Annotated in this window: 20 protein-coding genes; 4 read left to right on the forward strand and 16 right to left on the reverse strand. The window is 50.4% G+C overall.

The window, feature by feature from the left end; all coding sequences use genetic code 11:
- From NLX71_RS14950 to NLX71_RS14960, 3 genes are all read left to right on the forward strand, one after another.
- Positions 1-539, forward strand: a 539-nt coding sequence (locus NLX71_RS14950; RefSeq protein ID WP_254364506.1) for a YheC/YheD family protein, incomplete at its 5' end; no start/stop codon positions are given.
- An 88-nt stretch (positions 540-627) separates the two neighbouring features.
- A complete protein-coding gene (locus NLX71_RS14955; protein ID WP_254364507.1) occupies positions 628-1,719 on the forward strand; it encodes a glycosyltransferase in 1,092 nt (363 codons plus the stop codon).
- Positions 1,719-2,687 carry a C40 family peptidase gene (locus tag NLX71_RS14960; RefSeq protein ID WP_254364509.1) on the forward strand — a complete coding sequence of 323 codons (969 nt, stop codon included), beginning with the start codon at positions 1,719-1,721 and terminating at the stop codon, positions 2,685-2,687. The genes NLX71_RS14955 and NLX71_RS14960 overlap by 1 nt, the downstream gene beginning before the upstream one ends.
- Positions 2,688-2,731: 44 nt before the next feature.
- On the opposite strand, the gene NLX71_RS14965 is transcribed toward NLX71_RS14960, so the two are convergent.
- From NLX71_RS14965 to NLX71_RS14985, 5 genes are all read right to left on the reverse strand, one after another.
- Positions 2,732-3,400: a C40 family peptidase gene (locus NLX71_RS14965; RefSeq protein ID WP_309248956.1), complete on the reverse strand. Its 669-nt coding sequence runs from the start codon at positions 3,398-3,400 to the stop codon at positions 2,732-2,734.
- A 438-nt stretch (positions 3,401-3,838) separates the two neighbouring features.
- Positions 3,839-6,034: a VirB4-like conjugal transfer ATPase, CD1110 family gene (locus tag NLX71_RS14970; RefSeq protein WP_254364510.1), complete on the reverse strand. Its 2,196-nt coding sequence runs from the start codon at positions 6,032-6,034 to the stop codon at positions 3,839-3,841.
- Positions 6,027-6,392: a PrgI family protein gene (locus NLX71_RS14975; protein ID WP_254364515.1), complete on the reverse strand. Its 366-nt coding sequence runs from the start codon at positions 6,390-6,392 to the stop codon at positions 6,027-6,029. The genes NLX71_RS14970 and NLX71_RS14975 overlap by 8 nt, the downstream gene beginning before the upstream one ends.
- A 25-nt stretch (positions 6,393-6,417) precedes the next feature.
- Positions 6,418-6,747 (reverse strand): hypothetical protein, encoded by a 330-nt coding sequence (locus NLX71_RS14980; RefSeq protein ID WP_076119667.1) that lies wholly within the window; start codon positions 6,745-6,747, stop codon positions 6,418-6,420.
- A gap of 24 nt (positions 6,748-6,771) precedes the next feature.
- Positions 6,772-6,957 (reverse strand): aspartyl-phosphate phosphatase Spo0E family protein, encoded by a 186-nt coding sequence (locus NLX71_RS14985; RefSeq protein WP_254364517.1) that lies wholly within the window; start codon positions 6,955-6,957, stop codon positions 6,772-6,774.
- A 164-nt stretch (positions 6,958-7,121) separates the two neighbouring features.
- On the opposite strand from NLX71_RS14985, the gene NLX71_RS14990 reads away from it, so the two are divergent.
- On the forward strand, positions 7,122-7,457 hold the full coding sequence (locus NLX71_RS14990; protein WP_254364519.1) for a helix-turn-helix domain-containing protein: 336 nt from the start codon (positions 7,122-7,124) through the stop codon (positions 7,455-7,457).
- A gap of 21 nt (positions 7,458-7,478) precedes the next feature.
- Here the strand turns inward: NLX71_RS14990 and NLX71_RS14995 are convergent, their stop codons facing one another.
- The 11 genes from NLX71_RS14995 to NLX71_RS26835 form a co-directional block, all read right to left on the reverse strand.
- A complete protein-coding gene (locus tag NLX71_RS14995) occupies positions 7,479-8,318 on the reverse strand; it encodes a VirB6/TrbL-like conjugal transfer protein, CD1112 family (protein WP_254364520.1) in 840 nt (279 codons plus the stop codon).
- A gap of 66 nt (positions 8,319-8,384) precedes the next feature.
- A complete protein-coding gene (locus NLX71_RS15000; protein WP_036632213.1) occupies positions 8,385-8,690 on the reverse strand; it encodes a hypothetical protein in 306 nt (101 codons plus the stop codon).
- Entirely contained in the window at positions 8,690-10,366 is a 1,677-nt protein-coding gene (locus NLX71_RS15005) for a VirD4-like conjugal transfer protein, CD1115 family (protein ID WP_254364522.1), read from the reverse strand. Before NLX71_RS15005 ends, NLX71_RS15000 begins: the two co-directional genes overlap by 1 nt.
- 79 nt (positions 10,367-10,445) lie before the next feature.
- Complete coding sequence (locus NLX71_RS15010; RefSeq protein WP_021877380.1) at positions 10,446-10,637, reverse strand: hypothetical protein; 192 nt, start codon at positions 10,635-10,637, stop codon at positions 10,446-10,448.
- Between the two features lie 46 nt (positions 10,638-10,683).
- Positions 10,684-11,586 (reverse strand): hypothetical protein, encoded by a 903-nt coding sequence (locus NLX71_RS15015; protein ID WP_254364524.1) that lies wholly within the window; start codon positions 11,584-11,586, stop codon positions 10,684-10,686.
- The gene (locus NLX71_RS15020; protein WP_254364525.1) at positions 11,583-12,545 is read right to left on the reverse strand and encodes a DUF3801 domain-containing protein; all 963 of its coding nucleotides are present in this window, start codon (positions 12,543-12,545) and stop codon (positions 11,583-11,585) included. Before NLX71_RS15020 ends, NLX71_RS15015 begins: the two co-directional genes overlap by 4 nt.
- Positions 12,487-13,878: a relaxase/mobilization nuclease domain-containing protein gene (locus NLX71_RS15025; RefSeq protein ID WP_254364527.1), complete on the reverse strand. Its 1,392-nt coding sequence runs from the start codon at positions 13,876-13,878 to the stop codon at positions 12,487-12,489. Before NLX71_RS15025 ends, NLX71_RS15020 begins: the two co-directional genes overlap by 59 nt.
- 14 nt (positions 13,879-13,892) lie before the next feature.
- Positions 13,893-14,255 carry a plasmid mobilization protein gene (locus NLX71_RS15030; protein WP_254364528.1) on the reverse strand — a complete coding sequence of 121 codons (363 nt, stop codon included), beginning with the start codon at positions 14,253-14,255 and terminating at the stop codon, positions 13,893-13,895.
- Between the two features lie 313 nt (positions 14,256-14,568).
- Complete coding sequence (locus NLX71_RS15035) at positions 14,569-14,715, reverse strand: hypothetical protein (protein ID WP_254364530.1); 147 nt, start codon at positions 14,713-14,715, stop codon at positions 14,569-14,571.
- A gap of 84 nt (positions 14,716-14,799) precedes the next feature.
- Positions 14,800-15,738, reverse strand: coding sequence for a DUF3991 and TOPRIM domain-containing protein (locus NLX71_RS15040; RefSeq protein WP_254364532.1), 939 nt, complete (start codon positions 15,736-15,738; stop codon positions 14,800-14,802).
- Between the two features lie 62 nt (positions 15,739-15,800).
- Positions 15,801-23,027: a DEAD/DEAH box helicase family protein gene (locus NLX71_RS26835; protein WP_483874629.1), complete on the reverse strand. Its 7,227-nt coding sequence runs from the start codon at positions 23,025-23,027 to the stop codon at positions 15,801-15,803.
- Positions 23,028-23,034: the final 7 nt, after the last annotated feature.

Below are 23,034 nucleotides of genomic sequence, written 5' to 3' on the forward strand. Positions count from 1 at the left end.
CTCGTGATCTCGTCCCTGTAAAATTATGCTACGGTTTCTTCTTTGAAGCAATAGATAGTTTTCAGACACGCCCTAGTAAAAAGACCAAAAATTGTCCTTACGCTGTTCAACGCGGAATTAATTTATTACAACATAGCGGTCGTCGCTTTGATTTGAGAATCATGGTACAGAAAAATCCCAGGGGAAAATGGGAAACGACCGGTGTCATTGGCCGTCTAGGTCATCCGAAAAAAATCATAACGAATGTCTGCAAAGGGGGCAGTTCCAAGCCGGTTGAGTTTTTATTAGAAAAGCACGTATCGAACATTACCGAATACTCTAGAAAGTTGAGAAACTTAGGGTATCAGGCTGCCATTCGGCTAAACAAAACGTTTCCAAAGATTAAAGAGATCGGCCTGGATGTCGGCATTGACCGAAAGCTACATCCGTGGATTTTGGAAGCGAATCCCCAGCCCGCAATTTATGGATTTAAAACATTGAAGGATAAGCGTATATATCAAAAGATGTGTCGTTATCAAAGAGCGTACGGCCGGCGTTAACCAGTCGATTTAAGCCCTTCCCTGCAATGGAGAATTCTCATAATATACACCATCTTGTATGATTCAGATGAGTCGGGGATGGTGAAAAATGAAAATTATAATGCTGGTATCGCGGTTGAATATTGGAGGAACCGAAAAATATATTCTTTCTCTCTCGCGAAGTTTATTAGCACATGGGGTTCAGGTTGGTGTTGCAACTGATGGAGGACCACTCGCAAACTTATTTAAAAAAGCTGGGATTAAGCTTCACGTTGTGCCAATTGGAAAAAAATCAAAACGAATATCCTTCTTGTCTTCGATCCTGGTCAAAGAAAAGTATACCCTGATCCACGCCCATGATTCCAATGCATTTGCTCAGGCAGTAACCTTACCTCAAAAGCATAAAATCCCATTAATTATTACTATACATGGCACTTATCATCATCGGGCCAGCCTGTTATCGGCAGCAAGTACTTCCAAACGCTTGATTGCGGTTTCACCAAAACTGACCAAATGGTTAGTGAATCAAAAAATTCCTAAGAACAAGATTCAGATGATCCCAAATGGAATTGACATAGCAACGTTCCGTCCTGCGGCGAATAAAAACCATTGGAGAAAGGCGCTCCGTTTACCACAAACTGCCCAAATTCTTGTATACGCCGGAAGATTCTCGCCTGATAAATATCCCATAGCCAGAAATGTAGTCTTGGCAGCAGAACGAATCGCTAAATACAACCGTCAGTTTTTAGCCGTTCTAGTTGGTCCCGGGCCTAGTCGTTCAAATCTGGTTCAGCTTGCGGCTAAAGTCAATCGTCGTCTTGGTCGAACAGCAATCATCATTCTTCCTCCGATGTCTAATATCCAACATGCCTATTATGTCTCGGATGTTGTTGTAGGAACGGGACGCGTTGCACTTGAAGCAATGGCATGTGCAAAACCGGTTGTTGCTGCAGGCGTTGCAGGGTACTGTGGTATCGTACAGCAGAAAAATATAGATAAGATGGTTCAATGTCATTTCGGCGACCACGGAGCTTTTTCACCGATCACACCCGAAAAACTTTCGTCAGACATTAACAGCCTATTAAGAAATCCAAAAAAAGCCCGTGCTTTAGGAAAATTAGGCGTTACAACAGTAAAACGGAGATTTTCCATAAAAACAATTGGTTCTCGGATAATTCAAATATACAAGGAGGTCAACTGATGGCAATCATGAAGTTAAACGTGACCCTCACCTTATTTCAAAAAGATTTTTTCACACGAAAAAAAAGAGTGTTTACGAACATCAGCTTAATCACAAGAAATACATTGAATTATTTGCCGCTAAAAGATGTAATGGAAATATTGGAATATGATATTTTTAAAAATAGCACAAACAGCATGTTGATCACAGATGGCTCGGAGCTCGTGACAATTCCCAAAAACGGTCCTATTGCAAAAAGAGAAGGTGTCTCATTCCGAATTGATCCCCTAATCATGATCAACAAGGAACGTTTCATTAGTCTCCGTTCTGTAAACCGGCTTTTGAACGTCGATTTCTTGGTTAACAGGAAAGCTAAGCGTGTATCCATACGGCAACCCGGACGCTATATCATCACGATAAAAGGCGACACCGTTAAAAAACTATCCAGATTGCTGAATACTTCGGTCAAAAAGCTTCTCTCTATCAATAAAAATTTAAAGGAACCGATTCCTACAGGCATAAAAGTAACGATCCCTACGATTGATTTCGATGCAGTCCCCCAAGTAAAATCATCCGAAAAGGCGAAAATAAAACAAGAACCGGAAAAGGCTCCCGCAATTATTGCACTAGGTAGAAGCCTGATGGGGACTCGTTACCAGTTCGGTGCCGGGCCGTATCCCAGAAGCAAAAGATTCGACTGTTCTTCTTTTACCCAATATATATTTGGAAAAAATGGAGTTGGATTGCCCAGAACTTCTAGCTCACAAGCTCGATATGGTCGAAGGATTACCCAAAAAGAAATAGAAGCAGGGGATTTGATCTTTTTCAGGAGAGATCGATATTCCGATAATCGGATTGGCCATGTTGGCGTCGATATCGGAGGCGGCAAGATGATCAATACGTATAAATCCCCTCCCGGTGTCACTGTTACGAAATGGAGAAGCCCGTATTGGCTGAAACGATATGTAACCGCTCGTGAGATATTATAGGGCAAAGCAGAGCTTCTTTCGAAGCTCTGCTTTTGAATGGCATTTTAGTTCTCTCCCTGTTGGTTTTCAGATTCCGTACGGCTCGATTCTTTCCAGTGAGTTGAAGTTTTTTTGTGTTTTTTCACTGGAATGACTTGATCAGGTTGAGGTTGATTAGCAGCTGGTTGAGTCGGCGGCGCCTCAGTGGCTTGTCCGTTACCTGAAATGACGCGACGTGCAGTAACAAAGGTTCTATCCCAGGTGCTGCCTGCGAAATTGGAAATCGTAACCCCTATCCCGACCCGGTAGGTATGCAGGACTTGTCCACCGCCCATATAAATACCTACGTGATTAATTACACCATCTCGATTCGTATCTGAGAAAATCAGGTCGCCCGGTTGCAATTGATCTTTGGAAACAGCCGTACCTACAGTAGCCTGCTGTCTCGAAGAACGGGGAAGATTTATACCGTTTTGCTTGAATACATATTGAGTAAATGAGGAACAATCAAATACATCGGTTCGTCCCCCTGGAGCGCCAAACTGATAACGAACTCCTAAATACTGTTTCCCTGTTGCGATAACACTATCTGCGATGGAAGTGTTGGAAGCAGCAGCATAGGCCGGGTGTGAAGCAAATAGCATACTTCCGGAAAAAGCAATCGAGAGGCTGAGAGTGATTCCCATTAAAGTTTTGCCGATGCGGCTATTCTTGGTGCTTTTCGTGATGTTCATATTGTTCTTGCCCTCCTTATGTTGATTTAAAGTTTATGTGGGTATCCCAAGAACACCATACCACAAATGATTAAACCAACACTTACCAAGGAAAGCGCAAACCCTTTCACAGCCTGCTTTTAGCCACTGACATTAAAAATCAATGAGAAATAAATAGTGAAAATTTACTTGACATCAACAATAACATATAAGCACGTCCTTACGAGCGGTGCAAGATCCGAACGCCGGAAATATCCCAGAATAGAAGCGGACTTATTATGAGCGTTTATGATTTGTTCGGCGACGAAAAGTAAGCCAACCTGCAACAGATGCTGCAACATATCGAAGCCAAGCAACGACAAGATTACCGCATTGGGGGGATTTGCTAGTGCCAGAAAATGATAATTAGTTCAGGCGGTTGATCTTGTTGGCGATCAGCCGCCTACTGCTGTTTTTCCGTTACTCCCCAGGCTTCGTTGTCATTAAGCTATACAGTTTCGTGTGCCGCGGAAACTTGTCGGTAAACGGTACGAGGGAACTGCCGACCTTTATCAGACCATTCCCGGCGTCAACATTCGTAATGTAGGACAGTTGCAGGTCCGAAATGTTGAGCAGCTCGGCAAGCTCCATCCGGTCGGTACTGGCCTGATTCAGCATGACGATAAATTCACTGTTTGCGAGCATAGTGCGGGCTGTATGGCTTTGCAGCAGATCGTCCACATTTTGCGTAATACCTGTGCAAAAAGCGCCATACTTTCGGACACGCTTCCAGAGCGTGAACAGAAAGTTGGCGCTGTATTCGTGCTGGAACAAAAGGTAGATTTCATCAATAAAGATAAACGTATTCTTGCCTCTAGCGCGATTTTGCGTAATCCGATTCAAGATGTTGTCGAGTACGACCAGCATGCCGATGGGAAGAAGCTGCTTGCCCAAGTCGAGAATATCGTAGCAAATGAGCCGATTGTGGACGTTGACGTTGGTCGATTGGGCGAACGTATTCAGACTTCCGGAAGTAAATAATTCAATGGCCAGCGCGATGTCCTGCGCCTCCGGTTCTGCTTGCTTGAGCAGTTCCGCGCGAAAATCCTGCAATGTCGGCGGTTGTCCCTTATAGTTGCTCCGCAAATACTTGCGGTACACAGCGGCGGTGCAGCGATCGATGAGCGACTTCTCCTTGGCTCCAAGATGATGTCCACCGATCAACTGCTCGCATAACGACAGGACGAATTCCGACTTAAGAATGATCGGATTGGCTCCGTCGCCATAATCCCGGTTCATATCCATCGCATTGATATGGTTCGACGAAGTAGCGGATATGTGAATCGTCTCGCCACCCAGCGCAGTTACCAGAGCGGAATACTCCCGCTCCGGGTCAATCAGGATAACGTCGTCATCGCTCGCCAATATCTGGTTGACGATTTCCCGTTTCGCGGCGAAGCTTTTACCGGAACCAGATACGCCAAGGATAAAACTGTTTCCATTCAGCAGTTGCTTTCGATTGGAGACAATCATATTTTTGCTGATGATGTTTTGCCCATAATAAATGCCGTCTGGATGCATGATCTCCTGCGCTCGAAACGGGATAAAGACAGCCGTACTTTCAGTTGTGAGCGTCCGCAAAGCATGAACCTTTCGCAGCCCATACAGCAGCACCGTATTCAATCCGTCCATTTGCTGATAGGAGAGCGTGGAAAATTGACACAAATGCTTGCGGGCCGTAGTGAGTAATGTCTCCGTATCGCTATCGAGTTGTTCTTTGCTGTCCGCGACATGCACCATCGTAAGTAGCCCGAACATCATCCGCTGGTCGCGCGTGGTCAGGTCGCTAAGAAATTCCTTGCTCTCTTTGCGCTGCTGCTCCATGTCGTAAGGGATGACAGCAGAAAAGTTGTTGTTGCGATTTTGCCGTCGCTGCCCCTTGATAAAGCTGGCGTAATCACGCAGAAAGATGACCCGACCGTAGTATTCGCCCATCCGAAAATGATCTTTGGCAAACTCGAAGGTGTCCGGGCAAATGTAATCTTTGAAATCGTGTCCCTTGCGCATCATCTCCTGCATGTCGAAGCGAAAATCGGCTTCCTCGCCAATCCGGAAGAAGTCATGCAGAATGCGCAGGCGGTCAGTCGCATCAAGTTCGGTACATTTCGAGCCGAGACGAGAGAAATGTGCCGTCAGCTCCGTGCCAACCCGCGCGAAGTAATGGCGGGCTTCATCCACGTTCTTTTTAACTACAGAGATGGTGATGTATTTCTCTTGAATCGTCCCATTGGTGTTGCCATCTGTCGCTTTACCAAGCAACATGTCGTTGTACTCCTGCCGATACACATCCAGCCCGTCGTGCTGGAGCGGAATAAGAATGGAACGTTCCACATCTGCCTGATTCAGCCGCCGATTGTGAATTGTAATCTTCGTCGTCGCGCCGCTATCAAACGAATTAAGCAGTTCGGAGTAGGAAAGGAACATCATCTCCTTGTCCTCTCTCGATGCGACAGCGTAGTTGATGTCCGCGAAACGGAACGACTTCGAGAATTTGTTGCCGACAGCAAAAATCCCGTCCGGCCAGATGGCGCGGATCGGGATCGCTTGTTGTACGCTTTTCGGAATGACAGAGCGTTCCTTGTCCTGCTTCATGGTGCGCCTGAGCGTCTTAATCATTGCGCCTCATCCTTTCTTGCTCGCGCTTGTGCAGGCTTCCTTTCAGCGCTTCGTAGTATATGTTGGTCGAGCGGAAGACAAGCCGTCTTGGCATCAGAAACTCCGACTTCACATACGCCCACAATAGTTGCTCCGCCGTCATACCGTGATAGCGGATAAACCCGAGCGCGGCGCAGGGAGCTGCCCCTAATATGCACATCCAACTGAGCGTTTCCAGTCCGAAATGACTGCGCAGCCCGAAATACAGTCCAATCGCCGCAGCGACCGCCAGAATAGAAAAAAAGAACTGCCGCAAGGACAGTCCGAAGAACAAGCTTTCCGTATAATCCCGGATTTCCCGGTTGATTTTCACTTCCACTTTTTATCCCTCCCGGATGAGCAGTCTACGCCTCAGGCTCGTTGCGTTCAGGTTTGAACAGTGTGTCGTCATCAAATGGCACAGGATTGCTCAATAGTTCCACAGCAAGCTGAAAGCCATCTTTCATCCCTTGCAAATATAACCACTCATTGATAATCGATTGTTTAAAATGATGTCTGTCCTCCCAAGCTTCAAATTCAGGCATACGACCAATATCCATACCAACAAATAAGACTTGAAAAGCCTTCTTTTCTTCAGCACGAACACGCTTGAGATCAGGATGATGCTCGAATCTTGCAGAAACGTAGTCCAATCGACCTTGAATAGCTGTTCGAAACCACGGTGGAATTTCCATTACCTGCTTCCCCCCACAACTCTTTTACCTTACCTGCTGCTTCTGCTTGGCTTTCATTTGATGGTAGCAGGCTACTAGCTGATCGACCTTCTGACTTTGCTCTTGAAATGCTTGATGGCCGGATAAAGAAATGGATTGCTTTATTAACTGTTCACCAAGCGTATTCAGCTTTCGCCGCTCCTCTTCCAGCTCTCTTAATAATTTGTTCATTTATCCATCCTCCCGTTTTTATTGTGAGAGCCGACATTTTTGAATGAAACACGGTGTATGTTAGAAGACTACTTCGATGGTAAGTTTTAATCTCATTTATGTCAATTGTGTGCTTCTCCATAATGGGAGTTATAAACTCATCCCCTTTAAAGAGGTGACGCTTGATGATTGGTTACGATAAAAAGAAGGTGGGGCAACGCATTCGGAAGCAACGAGAGGCTTTGGAAATTTCTCGTGAACAACTGGCTGAACGAATTGGACGGGTCCCAAGATTTTGCGCCGATATTGAACGAGGTAAAGCCGGGATGTCCATTGAAACGATGTTCAGCATTTGCAATTTGCTCAAGCTTTCTCCTAATGAATTGCTTCTGGGTCAAGAGGAGAGCGCCACACCTTACGATGAAACAGCATTGATTATGGCTGCGCTCAATCAATGCACAGAGAAGCAGCGTAAGGATGCTTTGGCGCTATTGAAGCTTTTTCTGACAGCAATCCGATAACTCCCATCATTCACAAGGTGGTTACAGTCCCATCATTTCGCGCACGATGCGATCTGCCATTTTTACCGTACCGACAAGAACGAGCATGTTGAAAATGAGTTCCCCAATATACGTCCACACCATCGTAACCGCGCCCGCACTAGAATCGACGGCTGGGGGAGCGGTGGCAAAAGCGGAATAGATGATACAAGCCAGTACAATAATCGCTCCTTCCAGACACGCTGCCGCGTACCCTTTCAGGAACGACTTGCCGATATTTTGGCTTGGCTCCCCCGCAAATGCGGACAGCGGAACGGGGGCTATTGCCGTATACAAATAGATACGGAAAAAGCGCCCGTACACCGAAAGGATCATCACAAAGGATAGCACCGTAATGAACAAACTGCCGAGAATGGTGACGATCCACAGTGGAATGCTTTGCCAGAAGCCAACGTCTTCAATCGCTTGCGCTACCGTATCCGGCAAGGCCATAGCCTCTGACGTTCCGAACCCGGAGCGTCCCATCATCGTTGAGATGATCCCCTGTACAATAGTAAAGAGAGCCATCATCAACTCCAGCCCATAGGTTACGACCGCCTTGGCGAGCACAAAGCGGATAAACAGCTTGACGGCCATCTCCGGCCTTTTCACTTCCGCAAAGCTGCCGGTCGTCTTCACAACACCAATCACAAAAAATAAGACTAGGAGTGCCAAACCCGTAGCTTGCAACGCACCATGAATATCAATAATCACACGCCATACGCCGCCACCCTTAAAATCCGCTGGCGATTGCGTAACAAGATGCCAAATTTCATTCATCTTGTCGTTCCAGGTATCCAAGGCATTTTCGAGATTGTCGATAACCCAACTGTTTTTTGCCATATTCTCACCCCTTCCGTAAACAGGGGACAGACAAATCGTCCGCCCCCCCTATGCAAAGCTACAAACTCATCCGGCAATCAGGGCAAGAATTTCCTTCGTAAACGTAATAATGACCCCTCCGGCGAGTGTCAGAAACCCGTTTGCGCGCTGGGAAGGGTCATGGGACTTTAGCGACAATCCAATCTGAACAATGCCAAAACCTAGAATAATCATGCCAATCGCACGGATTAAACCGAATATAAAAGTGGATAGGTTGTTGACTGTCGTCATCGGATCGCCTTCTGCATAAGCGGTAGAGGTGAATACGGTTCCCGCTAAGATCAGCATGACGTACAGGGCCAGCAGCCGCTTCATTTTGAATTTCAAGCTCATCATTCCCTTCCTAAAAATAGCGATTCCATTTCTTCCTCCGACAGCAGCTCGTAATCCCCATTTTCATGAAGGAGCAGGGATTGCCAATCCAAAGCGTGCTCCGTTCCGCCATGTTGGTAGGGAAGACCGCTGCCATCTGTCGTAAGCGAGACATGGGGATGCCTGAGCAAATCATATTTGTCGTCCTGGACTGGACGTTCGCCTCGGATAAAGAGCAAGCAAAAGCGATTATCCAGCAACCTCACCTCATCAGGCGTGAGCAATTCACGTCCTGACTGCTGGTAATTGATCGAATAGCTGCCGTTTCGCCCCTTGCTCTGGCCGTAGGTATTGGTGTCAATCGTTTCCTTGCCAAGCAGCTCCGAGACGTATTTGTGGGTGGACTGTTCGTTGCCGCCCAAGTACAAAAACTCATCGCAGTTGCCCACAATCGATTCCCACGAGTCCTTGTACAACGCCTTGAGCTGCGCTAAATTTTGCAAAATGATCGACACGGAAATTTCCCGGCTACGCATTGTGGAGAGCAGTTTGTCAAATTCGTCGGGGAGCGCTACATTGGCGAACTCGTCCATGACAAAGTGAACATGCACCGGCAGCCGTCCGCCATGCCGATAGTCCGCTTCATACATAAGGCATTGAAAAAGCTGTGTGTACAGCATGCCTACAATAAAATTGAAGCTGCTGTCGTTATCGGGAATGACGGCAAACAACGCCGTCTTCTTCTCCCCCATATCGGGCAATTCCATTTCATCGACCAGGCTCATCCCCGCAATCGTATGCAAGTTGAACTTCTCCAACCGAACGCCGAGGCCAATCAAAATGGACTTGGCCGTCTTGCCCGCCGCCAGCTTGAAAATGTTGTACTGCTTGACGGCAAGGTGTTCTGGGTCGCGCATGGCCAGCCGCTCGAACAGTTCATCAAGTGGACTTTGGTACGTTTCGTCCTCTTCCCGCACCTCAGCGGCAGCGATCATATCCATCACCATCGGAAAGTTCTGCTCTTCCGGCGGCGCTTCATACAGGAGGTACAACACGAGCGCTTCCAGCAAAGCGGTCTCAGAACGCTCCCAAAAGGGATCGTTTGTATTGCTGCCCTTAGGAGTCGTATTGCGAATCAGATTGGTAACCAGCTTGAGAACATCCTTGTCGTCTTGCAAATAGGCGAATGGATTGTAACCATGCGAACGGTGCGGATTGATGAGGTCCAGCACCTTGATGTCGTAGCCTTTGGACTTGAGCAGATGGCCGGTATCGCGAAGAATCTCACCCTTTGGATCAAGCACGACAAAGGACGTATGCGCCTGCATAACATTCGGTTTGGCGTAAAACCTTGTTTTGCCAGACCCGGAACCTCCCACGACAAGGACATTCAAGTTCCGGCGGTGCTTGCGGCCGTCCAAGCCGATGCGTACCTGCTGCGTCAAAATCTTGTTTTGTTCTGGTTGTTTGCTTCGATATCTGGCATTAATCGGTTTCGCTTTACCCCATTTAGCGCTGCCATGTTCCTCTCGACGGCGGTAATTGCGTGGCGACGCTAGATATGCGCCGACCGCAACGGCGTAAATGAGAGAAAACAAAAACAAGCTTCGTGGCGTATCATCGACCCATTGAATCTGAAAGGGATGATAGATCGCTTCGCTGAGATACAGCAGAAGTGCCGGTAATCCCTTAGACAAAGCGGGGGCGGCAAGCAACGCCGCCCACATGACAGGAATAAAAAAAACCGCAAAGAGTAAGAGATTACTCCTTGCGGTTTCAGCGCGCCGCATGATGACTCCGGCGCTTTATTTTTTGATAGGGAGCGTCAATCGCTTTGAGCAATAAATCGTCAACAGGATCGGTCGGCCTCTGCTGGCCGATCAAATCGTTGCGCAGCGCATTCAGGGCGTTGATGACAATGCCATGCTCGTAATGATCCATTCTCAGGATGCGTTCTTCCTCCTTCATCGCCATTCCTCCCAACAGAAAAATGAAAAGCAGATTCGTGCCACTACTAGCGGGTGGAATCGCTGCGACCCGGTTGCTGCTGTCGCTGCTGGGCCAGCATACGGTGCATACGACGTGAAATGTCGTGTGCCGCATCCTTCATAACCGTCAGCACGGCGCGGATTTGCTGCGGCTCCATATCCTTGAGCCGTTCGGATACCCGACCGAAGCGAAAAGAGGTCGTCTCGACGCCAAACTTTTTGCAAAGCATATACGCGGAGCAGTAAGCTTGGAAATTGGAATCAGAACGACTGTAGTTGTTATGACCGCGATCAATCTCTGCATGCGCCAGTTCCTGCGCGAGCGCTCGAAAAATGTCATCGGCCCCAAGTCCACGACGTATCACGATGTTTCGCGTATCCGGCTGATAAAGCGCATGGACTTCCGCTGGCAGGGCTTCTCCAATCGCAATCGGAACAGGTGAGCGGTCCATCAACGCCTTTATGCGTGTGCGATCATCCGGGTAGGCTTGCGGCTCCTTTTTCTGCGCGGTTGTTTGCGCAACGTCGAACATTTTCTTGGGATTGTAGCTAACCGCGGTACTCCCATCTTCCCGCTTGTATTCCTCGCCTGGCTCCAAGATGTAAAAGCCGGTTTCCTTGCGACGGATATAGACGCCTTGTTCTTTCCAGCTATCAAAATCGGCAATTCGAGTGGCATCCGGACGCTGCGCCAGAATAAGCAGCGCATTAGCGACGCTGTAGAGATCAAAGCGGCTTTGTACGTCCAGATAATGCTGAAATTGTTCGCCGTTTTGAGCAATGGCGGCTGTGGTAGTGTCAATCGTCTCATACGTCCACTGCCGCAGCTCTTGCTTTTTTTGCGCCCACGCTTCTTTGTCGAACGGCTGCTCACGCTGAGCGGAGGTAGTAGTGACTTGGGACTGGAATAACTCGTCCAGTTCGCTCATTTCGATTTCCCTCGCTTTCGACTCCTGGTCGTCGGGACGGACGCTTTACCGCTGGACGCCGCCTTCCCGCGATCCCTTCGCTTAGGCAACAGCGGCTCCTGCTCACGTTGCCGCCGCCTTGTTTCTGCTGCCCGGTTTTCTTCCCTAATTTCACGGAGTAACTGGCGGACGGACACTTTTTCCTTCGGCTTTTCGGGGTCAATCGTAACCTTTTCGTATGCTACGCTGCGCCCGGAGGTAGGCGCGGACGGAGAGGACGGTTCCATTGTCCTCTCCTCCTTTGTCGGCGGGAGGGGAAGCGGACGATCCGGTTCCGTTTGCTCGGCCACCCGCTCCTCGACTGCCGGATGATCGGTTCCCTGCTGCTCGTTTACCGGCTGAACTTCCGCCGATGGCTCGGGCTTTCCCAACAGTTCGTCCAAAAAATCCTCACTGGCGACTGCCGCTCCCTCGCTTGAAGCTAGCGGCTCGCTGGCTCCTTCCTCGGGTGTCACGGCATGTTGCTCCGGTGATTGTACGGTTTTGACGTCGTCCGTCTGTTTTTGATTGCGTGATTGCTGAATTTCATTCTTAATGCTGGCCGTATCTACCGTCGCCAGTTGGAAGCGTTCAACGATCCGGTTGATTTTGGACGCATCCTCGGCTCGTACCATCACATCACAAAGCCCGTCCACGTTTTTCTTGTCACGCAGCGCGCAATAGAGAACACCATACCGCTTCGCTTCTTTGCAAAAAGTCGGCAAGTCTTCATTTCGTACTGCAAACACCTTCAGTTCCTTGCCACTGCGCAGCAAGCTTTCAAGACGAATGCGGCCTCTTGTTCGCTTTTGCCCTTGCAGGGCGGCGAACAAATAAACAGCCAGATGCTTCGCGCCTTCGCCGGAAATTTTCGCCATGACCTCAATGCCACGGAGACTCATACTGACGACCTGATCGGCCGCCTCGGTTCCACTGCTCATGGACATTGGCCTCCCTTCGTGTCGATTGGTCTTCCTCGTTACGTTGCAGCTTGTTTGCCAGTTCGCCGGATCGGGCAAGGATGCCCGTACAAAGCCTCACCTCCTTTCGGAGCTTCGCGAGCTGTCGGGAAAGTTCAGCAATTTGCGATTTGTACAGCTCGATTCGCTCGGGATGCTGGCAACGGCGAAGGCGGTTGTACAGCATTTTGCGGGAGCCGTATCCTTGTTTCAACTCCGTTTGCAGTCCGTCAAGATAACCCGTCAATTGATCCGTAGTGGAAATACGATGCCGACATAGCAGCTTGGTTTGCTCCGTGATGGCCTTCAGGTGTCGCAAGTCTTCACGCAATAAAAAAGACGTCCGTTTACTGGACGCGCGGGAACGGGGCAGAATACCCATCTTGAATAAGTAACGTAGATACAAGGCTTGCAGACCGCTAAATCTGCGTCCGATGTGTACGGTGCTGCGAACGATGACGGCTCGCCTGCGCCGCGGCAACGGCATGGGTGGCTGACGCTGCGGTAACTGGTTTTGCAGAATGCGTTGCTTAATCGCATGCTCCGTGTATTCATCGCCAAGACTACACAATCGAACAAACCGCTCTTTGCCCGGCGGACGTACCGCCAAATGCTTTACGTTCGACTTTATTTCATAACCCTGCTTTTGAAGGATCGTGAAGAATTGCGTCATCGTCATGCCAGCGGCGATAGCGGCGTCGATGTCCTCGCGAATCAAACCACGCCAGGTCGGCTTGTTTTCCTGCTCCGCTCGCCACTCGCCGTAATGCTTGGCCTTACCCGGCTCCGGCTGCTCGATCACAGATAGGGCATGCTCCCGGCAAAGTCGATCGGATGCTCGCCGCATAAGAGCGTAAGAGGCTTTGTTATCGTAATAGCGTTTACCGTCCAGAAACGATACCGCATTAAGTACGAAATGATTGTGCAAATGCTCCTTGTCCAAATGGGTCGTTACAACGACTTCAAAGCGCTCCCCCCATAGCTCCTGCGCCAGTTTGACGCCAATGGCGTGTGCCATTTCCGGCGTCGTTTCACCCGGTGCAAACGCCTGATACCCGTGAAAAGCCACAATGCCATCGGTCTTTTGATATTGTCGCTTGGTTCGCTGCATTTGCTCGTAAGCGGTAAGCGGATCGCAATTGATCCCGCTCACGTAAAGCTGTTTTTCCGTCTTGGCATCCGCGCTGGTATAAGCGAGCACCAGTTGCAAGTCATCATGCTCTTCACGTGCTTGATCGGTCTTATCAGGATTGGTGGCGTAATCCAGCACTCGCTTGAGACGGTCGGTAACGTCCCATTTTGCGGTTGTCGCCATATGCGCTGTCCCCTTTACGGCGGATGTACGTTAGGATTTCCTTGTGGTACGGTTCTCGGTTCCGGTGCTGTCACGGCCAGTTGAATCTGCTGGACAGCGCGGCGCAATTGATCAGCCTCCTGCTGAAATGCTCCACGATCCAGATGTCCGGTCGCATGCGCCTTCGCGGCCAATTGGTTAAGGTTATTGCCGATAGCGTGCAGTTCACGCATCATCGCGAAATAGTCTTTTGGCGGCATCGCCTTCGGAACATAGCCATTAATGAGAGATCGAATATAACCCTCCTGTGAAAGTCCCGATTTTTTCGCGCTCGCTTGGAGTCTAGTGTTTTCATCATAGTTCACCCATACCTGAATGCGAATCGCTCGTCTTCTCATATGTTCACTTCCTTCTTCAAAGGAAATAGCCCGAATGAAACGCTAAATGGTTTCTGGCGTTTCTGAAAAATACCGATCCTTGTTGAAACCTATATTCTTGATAAAACAGCGTGCTGTTGAGATAGGGGTATTAGGGGCTTGCCCCTAACAAGCGAATTTGGGAGACCAAATTCAGTGCTTGCTGCAACACGAGACAATCGTCTCGCGTTGCCCTGAAAGACACCTCCCGGGAAAAAGGGGAAGGGCATCGAAAAGACGAAAGACGCTGATCGCTCAGCGTCTTCGTGTAAAACGTTATGGTGGTTGGCTTCCATCAACTTTCCTGGCATATTGCCCGGCGTAGATTGGTCATCACCGTTTGATGGTCTAAACGTGTCGGATCGTTTCGCGCTTCTTCCTCTGCCTCCAAAAGTGCTTTTTCAATCTCCTCAGCCAGCTCATTATTGTCCTGTTCGCTCATGCCCTACCTCCTTGGAATCAGAATTTTGAAGCCACCTCTATTTTCGCCCGACACTGCTCTGAATACCATTGTACCGAGCGGGTGCTAACGAGTTGGCTCCTCGCGCTGTTTACGATAAATCCTCAGGTCGTCGTTAACGTCTTTCCTGATTGGCGGTTCATCGGAAATCTCGTAGGTTTGGCTGAGTAATTGCTTAATCATTGCTGCCGCAGAACGGCCCGGTTCGTCGTTGTCCAAATGAAGCACCAGGCGCTCCACTTCCGGATAGCTTTGCAAATAGTTGGTGAGTGCTGCCGGTGCAAGGCCTTCATCCTTTTTTTCTTTTGGGCTGTATATCCCGGCCAACGACAATTGATGCGATTGTCGCCAGTCCTTCCCGGAGATTGCAGCAAGGGTGCAGTACGATAATAGGTCAATTGCGCTTTCAAACAAATGCATCTCGGAGCCGTTGTCATCGGCTGGTATAGCGAACGAATACCGTTTATCGCTGCCTGACGCTTCACCCATGTAGCGAGCTTTGGTTGTCCCGCGAATCGCCGCATAACGCGGAGCGCCTGTCAAATCAAACCCCACAAAGACCGCGTTATGGTACATTCTGCTTTCGTACAGGCGTCCCGAGTCAAGACAAAAATCGATTACGTCGCGTGAAATGCCGCGTTTGCAAAGATAAGCAATGACACGATTTGAAGTTTCATACGGTTCGGGAAGCTCCAGCCGAGCAATTGAAGAAACGATTGGCGCAGCCGTAGATATATAGACGGGCGAATTATCGTCAATTTGCAATACCGCATCGGGGAACGATAAGCCACGCACCTTAATGAGATAATCCAGTGCCGAGCGCCCGCCAATCCCTCGCGACCACCAGAACCATTTGCCGTTAGAGATTTTAAGGCTGTCGTGAGTTCGAGTTGAATAGACATTGCGCGAGCACCGTACAAGTTCGTAAGGCTCGAAGCATTGCAGGTACGTGAGCAGGTCCAATTGCTTTGCACGTTCGATTTGTTCTTTGGTGACGTAGCTCATAGCCTCACTCCTTTCGAAAAAATAAAAAGCCTGTCAAGAACATGTGGAAGAACATTTGCTGGTTAGCGTTCACGATTGACAGCCTTTCGCTCCGGCAGCTCAGGTTCTTCATCCGACGCGCTGTCCACGGCCTCGTTTTCCCGTTTGTCCATGTTCAGCAGCGCATTCAATTCTGCAAGCCGCGCAGATTTGGTTTGCAGCTCCTGCTCTTGCTTGAACGGAGCTTCGATCTGCTCCTTCGCCGTCACCATTTGTTGCATGAGTGTTAAGAGTTGGTCACGGTAATAGGCAAGCTTATTCGACAAATCCGACAATGTATTATTTATTCGCGTGATATTGCCACCTGTATCCAGCCCAAGCGTAACCGTATGGCCCAATGCGCCGCGCAGCGTCACCTTGTACTCCTTCATGAAACTGTCAAAGGATAGCCATAAGGAAAAACCGAGATAGCAGCCGATCTCCTGCGGATCGGGAGAGGTCATGCCCTTGCAGGCTTCCAGCAGGGCAGCGCCCGCCGTAGCACGTTCCGAGTACGTGTAATCTTTGATGGTCATACCGGGAAAACGGGAATCGTCGCTGCTAGCCTTTTCCGACGCTTGGGCGCGCATGAACAAGGCCACGTCCTGCTCATACCCAGCAATGCGTTCCTCCGTTGACTTGAACTGTTGCGGCAGCATTTTGAGCAGCCGATCCTCCAGCGCATAACGCTGGCTTAAATGATTCGCCTTGAGCAGCTTGAGCTTCGATACCTGAATGTCGAGATCCATCTTTTCCTTAATGTACGGATTTCCAGTCGCAAGCGCTTTAACCTCGGCATAGGACAAAGCCGTTTCGTCAATGTCCTCGGCAGACCGAACCGGGGATTTGCTGGTCATGATCTGTGAGATAAACCGTTGCTTGTTTTCGAGCGTTTGATAAAGGTAAGCGTCGAACGTGTTCTCTGTGACATAACGGAAGATGTGAACCTCGCTGTTCTGATTGCCCTGACGGATAATCCGCCCGCTGCGCTGCTCCAGATCGCGCGGCCGCCACGGACAGTCAAGGTCGTGCAGTGCAATTAGCTTGGTTTGCACATTTGTCCCAGCCCCCATCTTGAACGTCGATCCAAGCAAAACACGAACCTGCCCCGTTCGTACCTTAGCAAACAGTTCCTTCTTCTTTACCTCCGTGTTGGCGTCGTGGATGAAGGCGATCTCCTCAGCCGGAACGCCTTTCTCCGTCAGCTTACGCCGTAGTTCGTCGTATACATTAAAGGTGCCATCCTGCTTAGGGATCGAAAGATCGCAAAAGACCAGCTGCGCAAGCCGCTGCTCCCGACTGTCTGCCCATTGCCGATAGACGTTATCTGCGCAGGCGCTTACTTTACTGCTTTCGTCATCGGGTAAAATCGGATTGGCCAACCGCTGATCGAGAGCCAGCTTGCGCCCGTCGTTTGTGATCTTGAGCATGTTGTCTTCGTGCGGCTCTACGCGCTTCGCTCGTACCATTTCGGCACGACGAGCGAGATCAGAAACCATCTCACGCTGAAAATCGCTCGGAGGCACAGCGATGTTGTGGAAGTGTGCTTTGGGAACCGGAAGTTGGAGCATATCCGCCGTCTGAATGTCCGCCACTTCCTTAAAGACGTTCATTAACTCCGGCAAATTATAAAAACGGGCAAACCGCGTTTTAGCGCGATAGCCCGTTCCCTCCGGTGCAAGCTCAATCGCCGTGACCGTCTCTCCAAATGTTGAAGCCCATGAATCAAAGTGTTGTAAGCCTTGCCCTCGTAGCCGCTCGTATTGCAAGTAGCGCTGCATCGTGTACATCTCGGTGATGGAGTTGGATATCGGCGTACCCGTGGCAAAAATAATGCCCCTTCCCTCGGTCAATTCGTCCAGATAGCGGCACTTGGCAAACATGTCCGATGACTTTTGCGCTTCGGTTTGCGACAACCCGGCGACGTTGCGCATTTTCGTATACAGGAACAGATTTTTATACGAGTCTGCTTCGTCGACGAACAATCGATCGATGCCGAGTTCCTCAAAGTTGACCACATCATCCTTACGGCTCGTGTCGTTCAATTTCTCCAGCTTGACCTGCAGCGTCTTCTTGGTCTTTTCCAACTGCTTGATGGCGTACCGTTCACCTTTGGCTTCCTTTAGCTCGCGGATGCCACTTGTGATCTCGGCAATTTGCTCGAACAATTGCTGCCGCTGGCGCTCTGCCGAGATCGGAATTTTTTCAAACTGCGAGTGGCCAATAATAATGGCATCGTAATCGCCAGTGGCGATCCGTGCGCAGAACGTCTTCCGGTTCTTCGTTTCAAAATCCTTCTTGGAGGCGACCAGTACGTTCGCGGACGGATAGAGCATCAAAAATTCCGCCGCCCATTGCTCTGTCAGATGATTAGGAACAACCAGCATGCTTTTGTTGCAGAGACCCAAATGCTTGCTTTCCATGGCCGCGGCGGTCATTGCAAAGGTTTTGCCCGCGCCGACGCAATGGGCAAACAGAGAATTGCCGCCATAGAGCGTTCGGGCAACCGCATTGACCTGATGCTGCCGCAACCGGATTTCCGGGTTCATTCCGGTGAAGCGAATATGACTTCCATCATACTCGCGTGGACGGATGGAATTGAACCGATCATTGTACAAATGCGTGAGACGCTCCCGGCGCTGCGGATCTTGCCATATCCAGTCCCGAAACGCTTCCTTCATGGCTTCCTGCTTTTGCTGTGCGATAGCCGTTTCCTGCTTGTTCAGCGCACGCTTTTCCACGCCATTTTCGATGGCCGTATCGAAAATCCGCACATCCCGCAGATTCAGCGTGTCTTCGAGAATTTTGTACGCATTGATGCGATTCGTGCCATAGGTGACATTTGCCTTAATATTGTTACTGCGATCATCGCTTTTGCCTTTGACGTTCCAAGCTGCTGTGTAGCCGGAATACATCACGTTGATGTAAGACTGGTACATGTACGGCGTATCTACCAGTTCGAAAATGAATTCCCGAATGACTTCCGGCGGCAGCCAAGTTGCGCCCAGCCGCACGTCAATTTCCGAGGCATCCAAATCCTTTGGTTGCACACTTTCCAGCGCATTGACGTTTTCGCTGTAACGTTTGGCTTCATAAGCGGCGAACTGTTTGGCAACGCGTAGCTTGTCACGAACATTGCCAGATAGATACGCATCCGCTGTTTCGTATACCGGCTGTCCTTCTTCGTCCAGATTTTCAGGATTTGGGAAGATCACTCCGCGAAGCTCCGTCACAAGCTGTTCCTGCGCGAGCCCTGTCAACTCTGCCATATACGGCAGATCGACGCGAGCTTTCGTACCGATAGAAACCGCCAGCGCCTCCGAAGCCGTATCCACCTGTTTAATGTGGGTGCGTTGCCGAATGGTACGCTTCGTGAACATATCCGCCTTGCGTAGCAACCGCCCTTCCTCATCCACGACTTCAAGAGAACAAAGGAGGAAGTATGAACTGTCATCGGAGAAAGCAAGGCTGTTGGCGCGGCTGTTAATCAGACCGTATTGCGCTGTGAATCGTTCGTATTGCGTGTTCAGCTTGCGCTGCTGTTCCCGAATCATCTCGTCGCTGTAATCCTCGATCTGATAATCGATTAGTTCGCGAACCGTGTCTCTAAGCTGTATCATGCCCTTGATGCGGCCCGACGCCGTGGTCGAAGTTTCAACAGGCCGCATTCGGCTGTTTTCCCGAAAATAGATGCGTCCTTCGACCAGCGCAAAGCTGAAATTACGAACGGACGGGTCGGCAGGCAAGGAGGCTTCCTCCTCCTCCGGCTGCTCCTCCCGTTCCAACTCGACCCACTCCGCATGGATGTTCGCCAGTGCTTCGCGCAGCAGCACGTCCAGCGGAGCGTCCGGGTTGGGCCGGCAGGTCGTTTCCTGCTGGTTGCCATACATCCGGTCGTCAAAGGCCATCGTGCCGAGCACCATATCGGGACGGGCTGCAAAGTAGCTATTCACCGGCACATTTTCTGCCGTAACACCGAGCGAAAGCCATTCCTCAGTTTGCTCGCTTACCGCCACTATGCGATCCCGTTTTTGCAAAAACAAAATGTCGGCGGTCACTTCGGTTCCGGCATTAGCTAGAAAAGCATTGCTGGGCAGACGCACCGCACCGAGCAGCGCGGCCCGTTCCGCGATGTATTTGCGGACGGATGGGTTTTGCTTATCCATTGTGCCTTTAGAAGTAACAAAGGCGATAATTCCGCCAGGACGAACCTTATCCAGCGTCTTTGCAAAAAAATAGTCGTGAATCAGAAACTTGTGCTTGTCGTACTTCTTGTCGGCTACGCCATAACCGCCGAACGGGACATTACCAACTGCAAGGTCAAAAAAACTGTCTGGCAAGCTGGTCTGCTCGTAGCCGCTAACGGCTATCGAAACTTGCGGGTAAAGCTGCCGCGCGATGCGCCCAGTGATGCTGTCCAACTCCACACCAAACAGCCGGGCATCCTTAAATGACTCTGGCAACAGACCGAAAAAATTGCCGATACCGCAAGACGGCTCCAAAATATTACCGCTACGAAAGCCCATTCTTTCCAAGCATTCGTACATCGCCTTGATGACGGTCGGAGAGGTGTAATGCGCATTCAGCGTGGAGGCGCGAGCGGATTCATATTCCTCCGAGTCCAGTAAATCTCGCAGTTCCGCATACTCCGTTCCCCATTGCGGATTCCCTTCATCGAATGCCTGTGGAAGTCCGCCCCAGCCAACATAACGAGCAAGCACGGCCTGTTCGTCCGTTGTCGCCTGACGATTATCCTTTTCCAGTTGTCTGAGCAGCCGAATTGCTTCCACGTTCCATTTAAACTTTGTTTTCGCGCCGCCATGTCCTAAATCGTTATCCGTGATCCGGTAGTTGCTGACCGGAGCCGGTTCATGCGGAATCTCGGAGGCGGCGGAGGCAGGAGCGGGAGCCAATTCCAAATCCTCTGCTCGTGCTGTTTGCTCCGGTTCGTCCACCAGTTCCGTATCCCATTCCGGTTGTTCCGAATCCAATTCCTGCTGGTCGGAAATCAGATGATCGTTCAGCGGATTCTCGCGCAGAATGCGCTCGAAATCCCGGCGATTCATTTCCTGCATGAATAACGGAAATTGGACGTCCTGCAGCACAACCTTTCGCGGCTCAAGTTGCGCAATTTCGTATTCATCCGCACCGATAAAGACTTTGCTGCCCTCGGCATAAGCATAGTGCGCATGAACCCGATTTGTCGTTTGCGTTTGCTGTGACTCATCCGGTTGCCATTCTGATAGCGGTTGGATGTGTTCCGTCGTTTCCGAAGTTCGTTGCCTGCGCTTCTCCTCCTGCTGCTCGGCATAGATAGGCAATCGCTCTTCTTCCTGACGGTTCAGGTAGCGGCCCACTGCCAGCAACTCGCCGATACGCTTCTGTACCTTGATCCACGGCAACACAACCCGAACAACCGGGTTCATAATGGAACCGCGTGTCAGCGTAATCCCCTTAGTATCGTGGTTTTCATGAATATCCGTGCCGATCAGGGCTGGAAGGCGTCCGCCAGTCCCATATTCCCGTTTCAGAAAATCCGCGTTTTCTTGTCCAGATAACGACTGTTGGAAAAAGAGCGCAATGCGAAGTTTCCCGTTCTCAAAGCCGCTGCCGTTTTGCAGAACGGCGTCGATTGCCGCTTGTGGAAGTGAAAAAGCGGAGGCTCGTTCGCTCTCCGCTTGTTCCATCCATAATGTCTGTTGCCAAATAGAAGGTATCGCCTTTCGAGCAGGATCAAACTCGTTAAGGAGTACCATATTGGCGATATGACCGGCAATCACCGACCAATCGTAAAAGCTCTGCGCTGTCCGCTGTTCAGCCGTCCCCGTCCAAAGATGCAGCACGTTGCGATAAGGCTCAAACCCAGCCTTTAAGTCACCATCAAGGGTTAACTCCGTTGTTCCCAAAGGGAACAAGCCACGGATATGCAGCGTTCGTTCGCGTTCATTCTCTTGCGCCTCGAAATAGGCTTCGATAGCCGCCTTGCTCTCTGCAAGCGGAGCGGAACGAAGCATCTCGTTGATGATCGCCTGGTCATGAAAAAACGGAAGACTTTTGTCCTCCGTTTCCCGGTCATACCATTTTAATGATAAATCAGCTCTGTGAGAATCAATTCCTCCGCCTGTTGCTTCAGGCTGTTCATGTGACCCGTCCAGCCCATCGGGTCGCTCCCCTTGTCTGGGGCCGGATGTTGCCGGATCAATTTTTGCATCGTCTGGTCGATCTGCTCCCGCGCTGTTCGGTCGATGTCCGTCAGATGCCGGTTCAGCGTCTCCGACAGCATCAGATGGGCGTAAGTTCCCCTCCGTTGTTCCTTGAGAAACGTCTTGCGCAACATCCCATATTTCCCGATGCTCGTCGGTTCGGATAGCGTCAGGTCGGGCAGCAGGTAATCCCCGCTCGGCGTGTAGGTCAGTTCCATGTTCCATCATCCTTTCGCGTGATTTAGCTTCATTGTGCGGCATGGATTCCGGCCTTGCAACGGTACGGTTCGCCTGACGCTCTTTTTTCCGCTGCTCATCGCGGCGCATTGCCCGAACGGTAGACTCGATTTCTCGCAACATCGTTTCCGCAACGTCGCTGATCGCCGCGCCCAAATGGGAGAGCGCAGGAAGCGTATTGAAATAACCGACGCCGGACAGATCATCAACGCTGATGTAATGGGAGGGGTCCAAACCGCAGCGTGTCAGCGCCATAAAGGTGACCGCGTGTTGTGCGGCTTCCCTGAACAGCAGTTCTACATGCGGCTCATACAGTTCTTCCAGCAAGCTGTTGTCGCGTTCGGTGAGCAGCATCCGCACGTAATCGCCGCTATGATCCTCCACCGCGTTTCGGGCAGCGGACAACAGCGCGTCAACCAGTTCCATCCCCGGTCCCGATTCACTTCCAAACGCATTTTCAAGCGTTTCAATGACGGCCTCCGTATCCGGCTCCTCCATGCGCCACAGGGGGACCGGTTGTCGGCTTCGGCTCTGCGTGTCTGACACATCGAAGACATGACGCAGCCCCAAAGAACTGCCCCGATCCTCGATCAACGCGATGCCTTTTGCGCCGCGCTTTACCCAGCGGTTCAACCGCTTGTTCCAGATTTCAATCGCCGCGCAGGCTGTAGCATCTGGACGCTGCGCGTAGATCAACAGTTGATCCTGAAACGGATACTTGTAGTTCCAGGCTGCCGTCCGTAAAAAATCGGCCCAGCGCTCGGGATGATCCGAAACCGCGTGGGCCGTACTCGCGGCAAGCTCGGCGATTCGCTGTAACTTTGCTGTCACCGGTCGC

This window comes from Paenibacillus sp. MZ04-78.2 (genome assembly GCF_024213375.1).
Taxonomy (GTDB): domain Bacteria; phylum Bacillota; class Bacilli; order Paenibacillales; family NBRC-103111; genus Paenibacillus_G.

What these genes read in the sequence shown, in the direction of transcription:
- NLX71_RS14955 (WP_254364507.1), top strand. Translation starts at nt 628, where the DNA reads ATGAAAATTATAATGCTGGTATCGCGGTTGAATATTGGAGGAACCGAA.
- NLX71_RS14960 (WP_254364509.1), top strand. Translation starts at nt 1,719, where the DNA reads ATGGCAATCATGAAGTTAAACGTGACCCTCACCTTATTTCAAAAAGAT.
- NLX71_RS14965 (WP_309248956.1), bottom strand. Translation starts at nt 3,400, where the DNA reads ATGAACATCACGAAAAGCACCAAGAATAGCCGCATCGGCAAAACTTTA.
- NLX71_RS14970 (WP_254364510.1), bottom strand. Translation starts at nt 6,034, where the DNA reads ATGATTAAGACGCTCAGGCGCACCATGAAGCAGGACAAGGAACGCTCT.
- NLX71_RS14980 (WP_076119667.1), bottom strand. Translation starts at nt 6,747, where the DNA reads ATGGAAATTCCACCGTGGTTTCGAACAGCTATTCAAGGTCGATTGGAC.
- NLX71_RS14985 (WP_254364517.1), bottom strand. Translation starts at nt 6,957, where the DNA reads ATGAACAAATTATTAAGAGAGCTGGAAGAGGAGCGGCGAAAGCTGAAT.
- NLX71_RS14990 (WP_254364519.1), top strand. Translation starts at nt 7,122, where the DNA reads ATGATTGGTTACGATAAAAAGAAGGTGGGGCAACGCATTCGGAAGCAA.
- NLX71_RS14995 (WP_254364520.1), bottom strand. Translation starts at nt 8,318, where the DNA reads ATGGCAAAAAACAGTTGGGTTATCGACAATCTCGAAAATGCCTTGGAT.
- NLX71_RS15000 (WP_036632213.1), bottom strand. Translation starts at nt 8,690, where the DNA reads ATGAGCTTGAAATTCAAAATGAAGCGGCTGCTGGCCCTGTACGTCATG.
- NLX71_RS15010 (WP_021877380.1), bottom strand. Translation starts at nt 10,637, where the DNA reads ATGAAGGAGGAAGAACGCATCCTGAGAATGGATCATTACGAGCATGGC.
- NLX71_RS15015 (WP_254364524.1), bottom strand. Translation starts at nt 11,586, where the DNA reads ATGAGCGAACTGGACGAGTTATTCCAGTCCCAAGTCACTACTACCTCC.
- NLX71_RS15020 (WP_254364525.1), bottom strand. Translation starts at nt 12,545, where the DNA reads ATGAGCAGTGGAACCGAGGCGGCCGATCAGGTCGTCAGTATGAGTCTC.
- NLX71_RS15025 (WP_254364527.1), bottom strand. Translation starts at nt 13,878, where the DNA reads ATGGCGACAACCGCAAAATGGGACGTTACCGACCGTCTCAAGCGAGTG.
- NLX71_RS15030 (WP_254364528.1), bottom strand. Translation starts at nt 14,255, where the DNA reads ATGAGAAGACGAGCGATTCGCATTCAGGTATGGGTGAACTATGATGAA.
- NLX71_RS15035 (WP_254364530.1), bottom strand. Translation starts at nt 14,715, where the DNA reads ATGAGCGAACAGGACAATAATGAGCTGGCTGAGGAGATTGAAAAAGCA.
- NLX71_RS15040 (WP_254364532.1), bottom strand. Translation starts at nt 15,738, where the DNA reads ATGAGCTACGTCACCAAAGAACAAATCGAACGTGCAAAGCAATTGGAC.